This window comes from Pseudonocardia ailaonensis (assembly GCF_039531635.1).
Taxonomy (GTDB): Bacteria; Actinomycetota; Actinomycetes; order Mycobacteriales; family Pseudonocardiaceae; genus Pseudonocardia; species Pseudonocardia ailaonensis.
Map to the genome: position 1 here is coordinate 1,057,796 of NZ_BAAAQK010000005.1, position 13,779 is coordinate 1,071,574.

A 13,779-nucleotide genomic window follows, 5' to 3' on the forward strand; every position below is an offset into this window, starting at 1 on the left:
CCGGGCGATATCGCCGGGCTAGGCTCGGCGCATGGAGATCCTCGCCGGCCGGGTGCTGCTCCGCCCGTCCGACCCGGACGCGACGACGGCGTTCTACCGCGACGTGCTGGGCCTCGCGGTGTACCGGGAGTTCCCCGGCGGCACCGTGTTCTTCCTCGGCGGCGGCTACCTCGAGGTCTCCGCGCACGGACCCGACCCGGAGGCCGGCCGCCCCGGCGTCGCGCTCTGGATGCAGGTGCGCGACATCGCCGCCGCGCACGCTCATCTCCTCGCGCGCGGCGCGACGGTCGAGCGCGAGCCGCGCCGCGAGCCCTGGGGCCTCGACGAGATGTGGGTCCGGGACCCGGACGGCGTGCGGATCGGCGTCGTCGAGGTGCCCGTGGACCACCCGATCCGCGCGGACCTGCGCCGCCCCGCGGACGACCCGGGGGGCTTCTCAGGCGGTCGGCAGCAGCCGGGCACCCGGGCCGGGGACGCTCCGTAGCCGGGTGTGCCGGTCGATGTCGTGACCGGCCTCGCAGCGCATCACGACGTGCACCTCGGCGCCGCAGTCCGCGTGCTCCACGCGCATCGGCTGCCCGTCCTCGTCCGCGAGGTGCTGGTCGCCCCAGTCCCGCAGCGCGTTCAGCACGATCCGCAGGTCCACCCCCGCGGGGGTGAGCCGGTACTCGTGGCGCTCGCGGCGGCCGGGTTCGCGGTAGGGCACCTTCTCGATCAGCCCCGCGTCGACCAGCGCGGCGAGCCGGCGGGTCAGCACGTTGCGGGCGATACCGAGATGGGTGGCCAGCTCGTCGAACCGGCGGACCCCGTTGAGCAGGTCACGCAGGATCAGGACGGTCCACGCGTCGCCGATCAGCGCCGCGGTGCGGGCCACGGAGCACGTCCGGCTGTCCCACTCGGTCCATTCCATGCGGGCCAGGGTAGCCGCGTTGCTGAGTTGTCGCCAGCAACCCCGCTCGTCAGGCCGCGGCCGCCGCGGCGGCGCGCAGCTCCGGGAGATCCTCCGGCGACGGGGTCAGGACCCCGATCAGGCCGCCGACCAGACCGGCGATCCCGGCCGCGACGAACACCACGGTGAACGCGGCGGCGGAGGGGATCCGGTCGCCGCCCAGGTCGAGGACGAGCGCGCTGCTCACCGCGGCCACGACCGCGCTGAGCGTCGACGTGCCGAGCTGGCGCATGAGCGTGTTCAGGCTGTTCGCCGCGGCCGTCTCGGTCTCGGGCACCGCCCGCATGATCAGCAGCGGCAGCGCCGAGTAGGCCAGCGTGGCGCCGATGGACGCCACGGCCGCCATGGTCACGAGCATCGCGACGGACCCGCCCGCGAACCCGCAGCCGATGTTGCCGCCGGCGAGCACGAGGGTGCCGAGCACGAGCGTGGTCCGCGGCCCGCGGACGCGCGAGATCAGCGCCGACGCCGACGAGAACACCAGCATGGCCGCGCCGATGGGCAGCAGCACGACCCCCGCCGCCAGCAGCGACATCCCCGACCCGTACCCGCTCTCCACGGGCGCCTGCAGGATCTGCACGCTGAGCAGGAACGTCGCGAACATCGAGAAACCGATGCACACCGTCGCCAGGTTCGTCATCAGGACCGGCGGCCGTGCCGCGAGCCGGAGATCGACCATGGGCGCGCGGCCCTCCTGGCGCAGCCGCAGCTGGTGGCGGCCCCACAGCAGCGCGACCACGGCGGCGGCCGCGAACAGCCCCAGCACGGTCGGGCTGCCCCAGCCCCAGTCCGTGCCCTTGGAGATCGCCAGCAGCAGGCACACCAGCACCACGGTGACCCCGATCGCACCGACCATGTCGAACCGCCCACCGGGGCGCGACGCCGACTCCGGCACCAGCCTGCGCAGCAGGACGATCAGCACGGCCCCCACGACCGCGACCCCGGCGAAGAGCCAGCGCCAGTCGAACACGTCCGCGACGAGCCCGGTCAGCGGCAGCCCGATCGCGCCACCGATGCCCAGCGAGGCGCTCATCAGCCCGACGCCGCCGCCCACCTTCTCCGGCGGCAGCACGTCCCGCATCAGGCTCATCCCGAGCGCGACCACCCCGAACGAGACGCCCTGCAACATCCGCGCGACCAGCAGGAGCGCGAAGTTCGGCGCGAGGGCCCCGAGGACCGACCCGACCACGATCAGCGCGAGCGAGACCAGCAGCATCCGCCGCTTGCCGTACATGTCCCCGAGCCGCCCGAGCACCGGCGCGGACACCGCCCCCGCCACCAGCGTGGCCGTGATCAGCCAGGCCGCCGTCGACGGCGCGACGGACAGGATCTTCGGGAACCGCGGCAGCAGCGGGACCGCCATCGTCTGGATGAGCGACACGACGATGCCGCAGCTCGCCAGGACCCCGATCGCGACGGTGGGACGCGCGCCGGCCGATCGGGTGGGGGTGGACGACTCGATGGCGGGCGCGCTCACGCGGGATGCTCTCCGTCCGGGAAGGGGCTCATCCCAGGTGACCATGCCGTCACCCGACCGGGCAAGAAAATGTTTGTGATTGCCAACCATCTCACTCCGCACCGGTTCCTGCCGGTCGATCACGCAGGCTCCGTCCCGGTTCCGGTGGTCGACCCGGCAGGCTCAGTCCGGGGTCCGATGGTCGGCTCCGCACGCTCCGTCGGGGGTCCGATGGTCGGCTCCGCACGCTCAGTCGGGGGTCCGATGGTCGACTCCGCACGCTCCGTCTCCGTCCGGGAGTACGGTCCGGCGGTGCCGAGCCTCGTCCTGCCGCTGGCCGATCCGGGTGCCGATCTCGCCACCGTGGGTGGCAAGGGAGCGTCGCTCGCGCGCGCCGCCCGGGCCGGTCTCCCGGTACCCCCCGGTTTCCACGTGACGACGGCGGCCTACCGCCTCGGAGCCGATCCCTTCCCGGCCGCCCTCGCCGACGAGATCCGCGCCGCCTACGCCGAGCTGGGTTCGCCCGCCGTCGCGGTGCGGTCGTCGGCCACCGCGGAGGACCTGCCGGGGCTCTCGTTCGCCGGCCAACAGGACACCGTGCTCGACGTGCGCGACGCCGACGCGGTCCTCGACGCGGTCCGGCGCTGCTGGGCGTCGCTGGACAACGAGCGGGCGGTGGCCTACCGCGAACGCGCCGGGATCACCCACGCGGAGATGGGCGTGGTCGTCCAGGAGCTGGTCGACGCCGACGCGGCGGGGGTGCTGTTCACCGCGGACCCGGTGACCGGCGAGGACCGGGTGCTCGTCGACGCCGCCTGGGGGCTCGGCGAGGCCGTCGTCGGCGGGCTGGTCACGCCGGACTCGATCGTCGCCGATCCGGTGACGGGCGCGGTGCGCGAGCGGCGGACCGCGGACAAGCAGGTCATGACGGTCCGCGCGGCCGGCGGGACCCGCGAGGTGCCGGTTCCCGAGGACAAGCGCCGCGCCCCGGTGCTCGACGACGCGCAGGTCGCGGAGCTGGTGGCCCTCGGCCGTCGCGTGGCCGCCCTGTACGGGGGCCCGACCGACATCGAGTGGGCGCTCGCCGGCGGCCGGTTCGCGCTGCTGCAGGCCCGGCCCGTCACCACCGTCCGGGACGACCCGTGGAACGACTCGCGGGGCCGCGACCACCTCTGGACCAACGGGAACCTCGGCGAGGCCGTCCCGGGCACGATCACCCCGCTGACCTGGTCGTTCCTGCAGATCTTCACGCGGCACGCGATGGCGACCTCGGCCATGCCCGGCTTCGAGGCCTATGGCCGGATCGGCGGCCGCGCCTACATGGACCTCTCCATGGCGACGGCGATCGCGGGCCTGGTCGGCCTGCCCCAGGGCCCCGCGGTGAAGCTCATGGGCACGGCCTTCGGGCGGCTGCCGACGGGCGTCACGGTGCCCCGCGCCGAGATCGACCGGCGGGCCGCCTGGCGGGCTCTCCTGCCGACCGTCCGGAACCTGGTGCGCACGGTCCGCCGCGACACGCCGCGGATGGCGGCCTATCTCTCCGGGAACGCGGCGAACTGCGCGGAGCTGCAGGAGCGGATCGGCCGCATGGACGCCGCGGACCTGCGACGATGCTGGTCCTCCGAGCTCGGTCCCCTGCTGGACCGGGCGAGCGACATGCTGCAGTCCGGGGCGCGCAGCGATCCGCGGGCACTCCTCGGGGGCCACCGGCTGGCCGAGAAGCTGCTCGGCGCCGACGCCGCCGCCCTCACCGCCGGCACCGACCTGGAGAGCCTGGGCCCGGTCGTCGGGCTGGCCCGCGTGGAGCGCGGCGAGCTCGACGCCGCCGACTACCTGCGCCGATGGGGGCACCGCTCCCCGCGCGAGTTCGAGATCGCGCAGCCGCGGCCCGCCGAGATCCCCGGCTGGGTCGACGCCGAGCTGGCCCGGATGCGCGCCACCGGCACCGGCGCCGCCGAGCTGCTCGACCGCCGGCTCGCCGACCGCCGCGCCGCCTGGGCGCGGCTCGCCCGGGAGCACCCCGGGAAGGTCCGCCGGGTCCGCACGGCCCTGGACCGCTGGGCGGTCGCCGCCACGAACCGCGAACGCACCCGCTCCGAGGTGGTCCGGGTCTTCGGCGTCCTGCGCACCTGGGCGCTGCGGGCCGGTTCGGTGACCGGCCTGGGCGACGACGTGGTGTACCTGGATCTCGAGGAGCTCCTGACCGCGCTGGGCGGTGCGCCGCCGTCGGCGGACCTGGTCGCCTCCCGCCGCCGCACCTTCGCGGCCTACGACGCCCTCCCGCCCTATCCCGCCGTCATCCGCGGCGCGTTCGCCCCCTTTGCCTGGGCCGCGGACCCGGCCCGCCGCGCCGACCTGTTCGTGGAGGGAGCCCCCGCGGCACCCCCTCCGGAGGGCGCGATCACCGGCTTCCCCGGCGCCGCGGGCGTCGTCGAGGGCACGGTCCGCGTCCTCGCCTCCGTGGCCGAGGGAGCCTCCCTGCAGCGCGGCGAGATCCTGGTGACGACCGTGACCAACGTGGGCTGGACGCCCCTGTTCCCCCAGGTCGCGGCCGTGGTCACGGACGTCGGTGCCCCGCTGTCCCACGCCGCGATCGTCGCCCGGGAGCTCGGCATCCCCGCCGTCGTGGGCTGCGGCGACGCCACGACCCGCCTCCGCACCGGCGACCGCGTCCGGGTCGACGGCGGCGCCGGCACCGTCATCAAGACCCTGTGAGTGGCGATAGTCGCTTCGGCAGCTATTGCCACTCACGAGGATCAGGCTCCGGCGATCTCCCGCACCAGCTCGACCAGCGCCGGAACAGCGGGATGTGAGGGCGGTTCCCCGAACGCCAGCCACACCGGCAGCGGCGCGACCCCGTCCAGCGGCACGTAGGCGACCCCCGGGAAGGCGTGGACCGAGGCGGTCGCCGAGGCCGTCACCCCCACCGCCCCGCCGGCCGCGATCAGGACCAGCCAGTCCGCCGTCGAGCCCACCCAGGTCATCGCCGGGCGCCCACCGGCCGGCCAGAGGTCCGGGGTGGTGGTGCCCGTGTGGGCGTTGATCGCGACCGTCTCCCCGACGAGGTCGGCGAGGGTCAGCGAGGACCGCGCCGCGAGCGCGCTCCCCGCCGGGACCGCCGCCAGCCGCGCCTCGGGCGCCAGCGCCACGGTGGTCACCCCCGGCACCCGCACCCGGCCCCGGATCACCGCGGCGTCGACCACCCCGGCGGGCAGGCCCGCACCCGGCCCGTCGACCTGTGTCAGCTCCAGCGGGGTGTCCGGGTGCGCCGCGCGCCAGCGGCGCAGCAGCTCCGGGGTGTGCGTGCCGAGCGCGGACCAGGCGTGTCCGAGCCGCAGGGGAGCGGTGGTCCACAGGGCGCCGGGATCGAGCAGCCCGTCGACCTCGGCCACGACCCGCACGGCCCGCTCCCGGTAGGCCCGCCCCGCCGGTGTCAGCTCCAGGTGGTGGGTGGAGCGGTCGACCAGCCGCACCCCGAGGTGCTCCTCGAGCCGGCGCAGCGTCCGCGAGAGCGCGGGCTGACCGATCCGCAGGCGGGCGGCCGCAGCGGTGACCGTGCCCGCCTCGGCGATCGCGAGGAACGCCCGGACGTGCCGCAGATCGGTCATGCCCACAGAGCATAACGGCCGCTGGATCGGCATTTCCGCAGCGACGGGCACCGACCTAGCGTCGAGCGGGTGAGCACCGCCCTGCACCCGGCCCCGGCCCGACAGCGGGGCGCCCTCGGGCTCGTCGTCACCGGGCAGTTCTCCGTCCAGTTCGGGGCCGCGGTCGCCGCGCTGCTGTTCGGCCGGATCGGCCCGGGCGGTGCGGTCACGCTCCGGCTCGCGATCGCCGCGATCCTGCTGCTGGCCGTGTTCCGGCCCCGGCTCCGGGGCCGCACCCGGGCCGACCGGATCACCGTCCTCGGCTTCGGTCTCGCCCTCGCCGCCATGAACGTCTGCTTCTACGAGGCCATCGACCGCATCCCGCTCGGTTCCGCGGTGACCCTCGAGGTCCTCGGCCCGCTGACCCTCTCGGTGATCACCGGCCGGACCCGCCTCGGGCTGGTCTGGGCGGGCCTCGCGGTCTGCGGTGTCGCGCTCCTCGGTCGCGACGGCTTCACCGGCCTGACCCCCGCCGGCGCGGCGTTCGCGCTGCTCGCGGGCGGGTTCTGGGCCTGCTACATCGTGCTCGCGCACCGCACCGGCGCCGCCTTCGACGGCCTCGACGGCCTCGCGCTGGCCATGGGGATCTCGGCCCTGGCGGCGCTCCCCCTCGGGATCGCGACGGCCGGCGCCACCCTCCTCGATCCGGTCTCGCTGGGCCTGGGCGCGGCGGTGGCGCTGCTGTCCTCGCTGGTCCCGTACTCGCTGGAGCTGCTCGCCCTGCGGCGGATCCCGGCGAGCACGTTCGCCGTCGTCATGAGCCTGTCCCCGGCCGTCGCGGCGCTCGCCGGGGCTGTCGTGCTCGGGCAGCCCGTCACCCCGGTGGCGGCGGCCGCGATCGCGCTCGTGGTGATCGCCAACGCCGGTGCGGTCCTGCAGGGCGCCCGCGGGGCATGATCTGCGGGTGAACCGTCGCCCCCGCCGCACCCACCTCGGCCCCGACGTCGTCTCGGACGAGTTCCGCGCCTTCTGGACCGACCGCCGCCTCGGCACCCTGGTGACGTTGCGCACGGACGGGACCCCGCACGTCGTGCCCGTCGGGGTGACGGTCGACGTCGAGGAGGGCGTCGCGCGGGTGATCTGCCGCGGCGGGTCGCAGAAGGCCCGCAACGCCGCCGCGACCGGTCGCGCCGTCGTCTCCCAGGTCGAGGGCCGGTACTGGTCGTCGCTGGAGGGCTCCGCCGTGGTCCGCGACGATCCGGGCTCCGTGCGCGACGCCGAGGAGCGCTACACGCAGCGCTACCAGGTCCCCCGGGAGAACCCGGAGCGCGTCGTGATCGAGATCCGCGTCGACCGCGTTCTCGGTATGGTCTGAACCGATCCCGAAGCCGGACCCAGCGAGGAGAGCCGTGAGCGAGCCGCAGGCCGCCGACTACGACAACGTGGTCAACCTGCCGCGTCCCGGTGCGGTCACGCAGGCCGACCTGGCCATCCGCACGCTCGGGACCAGCAGGATCGACTCCCCGATGGGGCACCTGCTCGACGCCCGCGCCACCACCGAGCACTACGTCGACGAGAACGACCGCGTGCTGCTCGACGACACGGTCGCCGGCATCCGTGCCCGCGGGGTCGCCCTGGAGGACCTGCCGGGGCTGGAGCCCTGCGGGCCCCGTCGCAAGATCTACTTCGACCCGTCGAAGACCCGGGTGGGCATCGTCACCTGCGGCGGGCTCTGCCCCGGCCTCAACGACGTCATCGCCGGGCTCGTGCGCACCCTGACCTACCACTACGGCGTGCGCCGGATCGTCGGCTTCCGCAACGGCTACCAGGGGTTCATCTCCCGCTACGGCTACGACGAGGTCGAGCTCACCCCGGCCTACGTGCGCGACATCGCCACCGAGGGCGGCACCGTCCTCGGCACGAGCCGCGGGCACCAGGATCCCGAGGAGATCGTGGACTGCCTGGAGCGGATGCACCTCAACGTGCTGTTCGTGATCGGCGGTGACGGGTCGATGCGCGGCGCCATGGGCATCGAGCGGGTGGTCGCGGAACGGGGCCTCAAGATCGCGGTCGTCGGCGTCCCCAAGACGATCGACAACGACATCCCCTACATCGACCAGAGCTTCGGCTTCCAGACGGCGTTCTCCCGCGCCGCCGAGTCCATCCGGGCCGTGACGGTGGAGGCCAAGTCGACCGCGAACGGCGTCGGCCTGGTCAAGCTCATGGGCCGGCACTCCGGCTTCATCGCCTGCTACGCCGCGCTGGCCCGCTCGGACGCGGACGTGGTGCTGATCCCCGAGGTCCCCTTCGCCCTCGACGGCCTGCTGGCCCACCTGCGCGCGCGGGTCGAACAACGCGGGCACGCGGTCGTCGTGGTCGCGGAAGGCGCGGGTCAGGAGCTCATGGAGGCCGAGCTGCGCACGGACGCGTCGGGAAACCGGCGGCTCGGCGACATCGGCCGCTTCCTGCGCACCAAGATCGAGGACGACTTCGCCGAGCGCGACATCGAGACCTCGGTCCGCTACATCGACCCCAGCTACGCGATCCGCTCCGTGCCCGCGAACCCCTACGACTCCGTCTACACGGTGCGGCTCTCGCAGGCCGCGGTGCACGCGGCCATGTCGGGGCGCACGGCCATGGTGGTCGGACGGGTGCGGCGCCGGTTCGTCCACATCCCGATGCCGCTCGCGGTGAGCAAGCGCAACCAGGTCGACCCGAACGGTGACCTGTGGCAGGCCGTCCTCGAGTCGACCGGCCAGCCCGTACGCTTCTGACGTGCGGTTCCACGGCCGATTCCTGGGCCACTCCACGGTCCGGCTCGAACTGGGCGGACGGGTGGTGCTCACCGACCCGGTGCTCACGCCGCGGGTCTCGCTGCTGCGCCGCGCCGTGCCCCCGCTGCGGCCGGAGGACTGGGCGGACGCCGATCTCGTCCTCATCTCGCACCTGCACGGCGACCACCTGCACTTCCCGTCGCTGCGGCTGCTGCGCCCGGACACCCGGGTCGTGGTGCCGCGCGGCGCGGGGGAGTGGGTGCGGCGCAAGGGGATCCGCCGGGTCGAGGAGATCGACGTCGGGGAGTCCCTGACCGACGGCGGCCTCACGGTCACCGCGACGTTCGCCGAGCACTCCGGCCACCGCTGGGGCCCGCGCTCCACCCACGGCCCGCAGGCCCCGGCCCTGGGTCACATCCTGGAGGCGGACGGCCTGCGGATCTACGCCAGCGGCGACACCGACCTGTTCGACGGCATGGGCTCCCTCGGCGACCTCGACCTCGCGCTGCTGCCGGTGTGGGGCTGGGGCCCCTCGCTCGGCCCCGGCCACCTCGATCCCGAACGCGCCGCCGCGGCCGTCGAGATCCTGCGCCCCCGCCTTGCGGTCCCGGTCCACTGGGGCACCCTCGCCGTCGCGGGCCTCACGAAGGCCCCGGCAGGCCACGGCGCCAGGATGCGCCACCTCCTCCAGGACCCCCCGCACCTCTTCGCCGCCGCAGCAAGCGGCAGCCCCACGACGATCGAGATCCCCCGCCCCGGCGAGGATTTCACCCTGTAGCCCCCGCGCCCCTCCACCGGATGAGCGAACGGCGCTCTCGCTCATACCTAGTGAGCGAACAGCCCGTTCGCTCACCCGAAGCCCCCGCCGGCCGGGTGAGCGAGCAGCGCCCCCTGGGTGAGCGAGCAGCGCCACCTGGGCGAGCGAACGGCGCGCTCGCTCATACCTAGTGAGCGAAGGGGCCGTTCGCTCGTCCGGGTCGTGGCGGGTCAGGGCATGATGGCGGCGTGAGCGTGCTGGCCCTGGACTGGACCGACCCCCAGGCCATCGGTTACCCGCTGCTCGTCGGCGGGGTGCTGCTGGGGTCGGTGATCCCCGTCGTGCCGACCGGTGCCGTGGTCGGCGCCGCCGCGGCCGTCGCGATGACCACCCCGCACCTGTCCCTCCCGCTCGTGATCCTCGCGTCGACCCTCGCCGCCTACGCCGGTGACCTGATCACCTACGCAGTCGCGCGGGTGGGCGGGGAGGCCGCGGTCCGGTTCGTCTCCCGCGGCCAGACCCCCGAGCAGCTGGCCAAGGCGCGCGAGCGGTTCGCCCGGCACGGCTGGCAGCTCGTGGTGATCGGCCGGCTCGTCCCCGCCGGCCGGATCCCCGCGCTGGTCGCGGCCGGGACCCTCGGCTATCCCTGGCGACGCCTGCTCCCGAGCGCCCTGGTGGCGTGTCTGCTGTGGGCGGTCGCCTACTCGCTGCTCGGGATCCTGTCCGGCGGCCTGTTCGACAATCCCCTGATCGCGACGCTCGTGGCCGCGGCGTTGGTCCTCGTCGTCGGCGCGGTCTCGGCCCTGATCGGCAGGGCGGTGCGCACCCGCAGGGCCCGGCATGCGCAGGAGCACACGACCGACGGACCGGAGGGCGCCCCCGCCGCGCCGGCCCCGCCCGCGACCGACCGCACCCCCGCCGCGCCCGGCCGCGCGTCCACCTCCGCAGCGGAACGCGCACCCGATCCCGCGCCGCCGTCGACGGCCCGGGAGGCGTCTCCCGACCCCCACCGCCCGACCCCCTGACCGGCCCCGGTTCCCGTCCGGGAAGATCCACCCAGCACCGCACGAATGGAGCTCCCCGTGTCCCGCCCCGCCCCGATCGTCCGCGACTACCGCGCGGCACCGGTCGAGCGCGGCCCCCTGCTCCGCGGCGGGCGGGTCGTCGCGCGGGTGGTCCTGATCTGGGGCCTCACCACCCTCGCCCTGCGCCTGCTCGACGTCTGGCTCACCGGCTTCGCGATGAACGGCTGGTGGCAGCCGACCGTCTGCGCCCTGCTGCTGGGCCTGCTCACGGCCTTCGTGTGGCCCCTGGTGCTGCGGGTCGCCCTGCCGATCGCGCTGTTCACCCTCGGTCTCGGCAGCTTTGTGCTGCTCGCCGCCGCGGTGCTGGCGGTCTTCTACGTCATCCCCGGCGTCGAGCTGACGAACATCCGCACGGCGTTCGTGCTGGTCGTCGCCATGACCGTGGTCAACGCCGTGGTCGCCGCCCTCACCGGCCTCGACGAGGACGAGATCTTCTACCGTCGCGCCGCCCGCCGCAGCCGCCGCGGCGGCGGCACCGAGACCGCCACCCCGGGTGTCCTGTTCCTGCAGATCGACGGTCTGGGCTTCGACACCGTTCGCCGCGCGGTCCGCGACGGCACGATGCCCACCCTGGCCCGCTGGCTCGCCGAGGGCTCCCACCAGCTGCAGCACTGGACCACGGACTGGAGCAGCCAGACCGGTGCCAGCGTATGCGGCATCCTGCACGGCAGCAACGACGACATCCTCGGTTTCCGCTGGTACGAGAAGGACCGCGACCACGTCATGGCGTGCGCGCACCCGGCCGACGCGGCCGAGATCGAGCGCCGCCACTCCGACGGCAACGGCCTGCTCGCCACGGACGGCGCGAGCCGCGGCAACCTCTTCACCGGCGACGCCCCGCACTACAGCCTCACGATGAGCGCCGTCACCGTGCTCGGCGGCCGCCGCTCGGCCCGCCGCCGCGACCACATCGGCGGCGGCTACTGGGCCTACTTCGCCAATCCGGTCAACCTCATCCGCACCGTCGCGGGCGCCCTGGTCGACGCCCTGCGCGAGGTGATCGAGGCGACCAACCAGCGCCGCGCCGACGTCCGCCCGCGCACCCACCGCGGCGGCCTCTACCCGCTCGCGCGCTCGGGCACCACGGTGATCGCCCGGGACGTCGTGGTCTCGGCGCTGATCGAGGACATGCTCGCCGGCCGCGCGGTCGCCTACGCGGACTTCCTCGGCTACGACGAGGTCGCCCACCACTCGGGCATCGAGCGCTTCGACGCCCTCGCCGTCCTCCGCTCAATCGACCAGCAGATCGGCCGGCTGCACCGGGTCGCGCAGCTCGCGCCGCGCCCGTACCGGATCGTGTGCCTGTCCGACCACGGCCAGACGCAGGGCCAGGCCTTCGCCGAGCGCTTCGGCGAGTCGGTCGAGCAGTACGTCGGCAGGCTGTGCGGCGGCCCGGACACAGGGCGGGGGCACACCAAGAAGGACGCCCGCCGCACCGCCGAGGGCTGGCAGGTCGGGGCCGCGCTCGCCGAGGCGTCGTCCGGCGGCGGGTTCGTGGCCACCCGGCTGCGCGCCCGCGTGGAGAAGGCCGGGGCCTCGGTCCTGCGGCACCGCGAGGAGTCCGGCAAGCCGACCGAGGTCGCCCGCGCCGCGCCCGGCGTCGTCGTCTGCGCCTCGGGGCACGTGGCGATGGTGTCGTTCACCGAGCACCCCGGCCGCGTCGAGCTGGAGACGATCGAGCGCGAGTACCCCGATCTCCTCCCGTCGCTGGTGGACCATCCCGGGGTGGGCTTCGTCCTGGTGCGCAGCAAGGAGTTCGGCCCGGTCGTGCTCGGCCGCGACGGCGTGCACCGGCTCGCGACGGGCACGGTGATCGGCGACGACCCGCTCCCGGACTACGGCGTCCACGCCCCCGACCTGGTCCGCCGCGTCGACACCTTCGCGCACTGCCCCGACATCATGATCAACAGTCGTTACGAGCCCACGACGGACGACGCATCCCCGTTCGAGCCCCACGTCGGCTCCCACGGCGGCCTCGGCGGCCCCCAGTCCCGCGGCTTCCTGCTCACCCCCACGGACTTCCCCGACCCGGGCGAGATCGTCGGCGCCGAGCACCTCCACACGGTCCTCCGCACCTATCTCCCCCTGTGACCGGTGCCGTCCCTACGGGGCGCCACCGGCGCTGAGCTGCGGAAACTGGCAGGGTGGCGGCATGAGCGAGACGTTCGTGCTGGTCCACGGCGCCTGTCACGGCGGCTGGTGCTGGCGCAAGGTCGCGGAGCCGCTGCGCGCCGCGGGGCACCGGGTGTTCACGCCGACCCTGACCGGGCTGGGGGAGCGCGCGCACCTGCTCACCCCGGAGACCGGCCTCGCCACCATGATCGCCGACGTCGTGGCGGTCCTGGAGTGCGAGGAGCTCACCGACGTCGTGCTCGTCGGGCACAGCTTCGGCGCCCTGCCGGTCCTCGGTGCTGCCGATCGCGTGCCCGAGCGGATCCGCCGCCTGGTGATCCTCGACGGCCTGGTGGTCGAGCCGGGTACGAGCGGCTTCGACCTGATCCCGCCCGAGGCGGTGGCCCGGCGGGAGGCCGACGCGCGCCGGCTCGCCGATCAGAGCGGCCACGGCCTGGCGTTCCCGGCCCCGCCCGCTCGGGCCTTCGGCGTCACGGATGCGGACGACGTCGCCTGGGTGGACCGCCGCGTGACCGGCCAGCCGCTGCGCAGCTACCGCGAGCCGCTCGTCCTGCGGAACCCGCTGGGCAACGGCCTCCCGACGACCTACGTCCACTGCACGGACCCGGTCTACGGTGCCCTCGCCGCGTCCCTCCCGATCGTCGACCGCATGGGCTGGGAGGTCCGCGAGCTCGCGACGGGCCACGACCTGATGATCACCGCCCCGGAGGCGACGGTCGCCGAGCTGACCCGGTCGTGAGTGGCGATGGTCGCCCTGGCGACCATCGCCGCTCACGGGGGCTCAGGACTCGGGCGGGTGGACCTCGCGGCGGAGGATCTTGCCGGTGGGGCCCTTCGGGAGGGACTCCACGAGCCAGACGTGGCGGGGGTACTTGTAGGCGGCGATCCGCTCCCGGACGAACTCGCGCAGCTCGTCCTCGGTCGCGGACGCGCCGGGCTTGAGGGCCACGGCGGCGCCGATCTCCTCGCCCAGCTCCGCGTGCTTGATCCCCACGACGGCGGCCTCGGCGACGGCCGGGTGCTCGTAGAGGGTCTCCT

The 13,779-nt window shown here is 74.6% G+C and carries 12 protein-coding genes and 1 pseudogene; 9 read left to right on the forward strand and 4 right to left on the reverse strand.

What is annotated here, in order from left to right; genetic code table 11:
- Positions 1 to 31: 31 nt before the first annotated feature.
- Positions 32 to 415 (forward strand): annotated as a pseudogene (locus ABD324_RS13835) (VOC family protein); the annotation flags it as partial.
- Positions 416 to 436: 21 nt separating this feature from the next.
- Here the strand turns inward: ABD324_RS13835 and ABD324_RS13840 are convergent.
- Entirely contained in the window at positions 437 to 910 is a 474-nt protein-coding gene (locus ABD324_RS13840; RefSeq protein ID WP_344416270.1) for a winged helix-turn-helix transcriptional regulator, read from the reverse strand.
- Positions 911 to 959: 49 nt separating this feature from the next.
- Positions 960 to 2,426 carry an MFS transporter gene (locus ABD324_RS13845; RefSeq protein WP_344416272.1) on the reverse strand — a complete coding sequence of 489 codons (1,467 nt, stop codon included), beginning with the start codon at positions 2,424 to 2,426 and terminating at the stop codon, positions 960 to 962.
- A gap of 291 nt (positions 2,427 to 2,717) precedes the next feature.
- On the opposite strand from ABD324_RS13845, the gene ABD324_RS13850 reads away from it, so the two are divergent.
- Positions 2,718 to 5,120: a PEP/pyruvate-binding domain-containing protein gene (locus ABD324_RS13850; protein WP_344416274.1), complete on the forward strand. Its 2,403-nt coding sequence runs from the start codon at positions 2,718 to 2,720 to the stop codon at positions 5,118 to 5,120.
- Between the two features lie 41 nt (positions 5,121 to 5,161).
- Here ABD324_RS13850 and ABD324_RS13855 read toward each other — a convergent pair whose 3' ends face one another.
- Positions 5,162 to 6,013, reverse strand: a complete 852-nt coding sequence (locus tag ABD324_RS13855; protein ID WP_344416276.1) for a LysR family transcriptional regulator — start codon at positions 6,011 to 6,013, stop codon at positions 5,162 to 5,164.
- A gap of 69 nt (positions 6,014 to 6,082) precedes the next feature.
- On the opposite strand from ABD324_RS13855, the gene ABD324_RS13860 reads away from it, so the two are divergent.
- From ABD324_RS13860 to ABD324_RS13890, 7 genes are all read left to right on the forward strand, one after another.
- On the forward strand, positions 6,083 to 6,949 hold the full coding sequence (locus tag ABD324_RS13860) for an EamA family transporter (RefSeq protein WP_344416278.1): 867 nt from the start codon (positions 6,083 to 6,085) through the stop codon (positions 6,947 to 6,949).
- Positions 6,950 to 6,956: 7 nt separating this feature from the next.
- On the forward strand, positions 6,957 to 7,367 hold the full coding sequence (locus tag ABD324_RS13865) for a TIGR03618 family F420-dependent PPOX class oxidoreductase (protein WP_344416280.1): 411 nt from the start codon (positions 6,957 to 6,959) through the stop codon (positions 7,365 to 7,367).
- Positions 7,368 to 7,443: 76 nt separating this feature from the next.
- Complete coding sequence (locus ABD324_RS13870) at positions 7,444 to 8,766, forward strand: ATP-dependent 6-phosphofructokinase (RefSeq protein WP_425565850.1); 1,323 nt, start codon at positions 7,444 to 7,446, stop codon at positions 8,764 to 8,766.
- A 1-nt stretch (position 8,767) separates the two neighbouring features.
- Positions 8,768 to 9,544 carry an MBL fold metallo-hydrolase gene (locus tag ABD324_RS13875; RefSeq protein ID WP_344416284.1) on the forward strand — a complete coding sequence of 259 codons (777 nt, stop codon included), beginning with the start codon at positions 8,768 to 8,770 and terminating at the stop codon, positions 9,542 to 9,544.
- Positions 9,545 to 9,771: 227 nt separating this feature from the next.
- A complete protein-coding gene (locus ABD324_RS13880; protein WP_344416286.1) occupies positions 9,772 to 10,548 on the forward strand; it encodes a DedA family protein in 777 nt (258 codons plus the stop codon).
- A gap of 57 nt (positions 10,549 to 10,605) precedes the next feature.
- The gene (locus ABD324_RS13885) at positions 10,606 to 12,699 is read left to right on the forward strand and encodes a phage holin family protein (RefSeq protein WP_344416288.1); all 2,094 of its coding nucleotides are present in this window, start codon (positions 10,606 to 10,608) and stop codon (positions 12,697 to 12,699) included.
- Between the two features lie 61 nt (positions 12,700 to 12,760).
- Positions 12,761 to 13,480, forward strand: a complete 720-nt coding sequence (locus ABD324_RS13890) for an alpha/beta fold hydrolase (protein WP_344416290.1) — start codon at positions 12,761 to 12,763, stop codon at positions 13,478 to 13,480.
- A gap of 42 nt (positions 13,481 to 13,522) precedes the next feature.
- On the opposite strand, the gene ABD324_RS13895 is transcribed toward ABD324_RS13890, so the two are convergent.
- On the reverse strand, positions 13,523 to 13,779 hold a 257-nt coding region (locus ABD324_RS13895), incomplete at its 5' end, for an AMP-binding enzyme (RefSeq protein ID WP_425565838.1).

Bases quoted from the DNA above. Each gene is read 5' to 3' on its own strand.
- ABD324_RS13890 (WP_344416290.1), top strand. From the start codon at position 12,761: ATGAGCGAGACGTTCGTGCTGGTCCACGGCGCCTGTCACGGCGGCTGG.
- ABD324_RS13855 (WP_344416276.1), bottom strand. From the start codon at position 6,013: ATGACCGATCTGCGGCACGTCCGGGCGTTCCTCGCGATCGCCGAGGCG.
- ABD324_RS13840 (WP_344416270.1), bottom strand. From the start codon at position 910: ATGGAATGGACCGAGTGGGACAGCCGGACGTGCTCCGTGGCCCGCACC.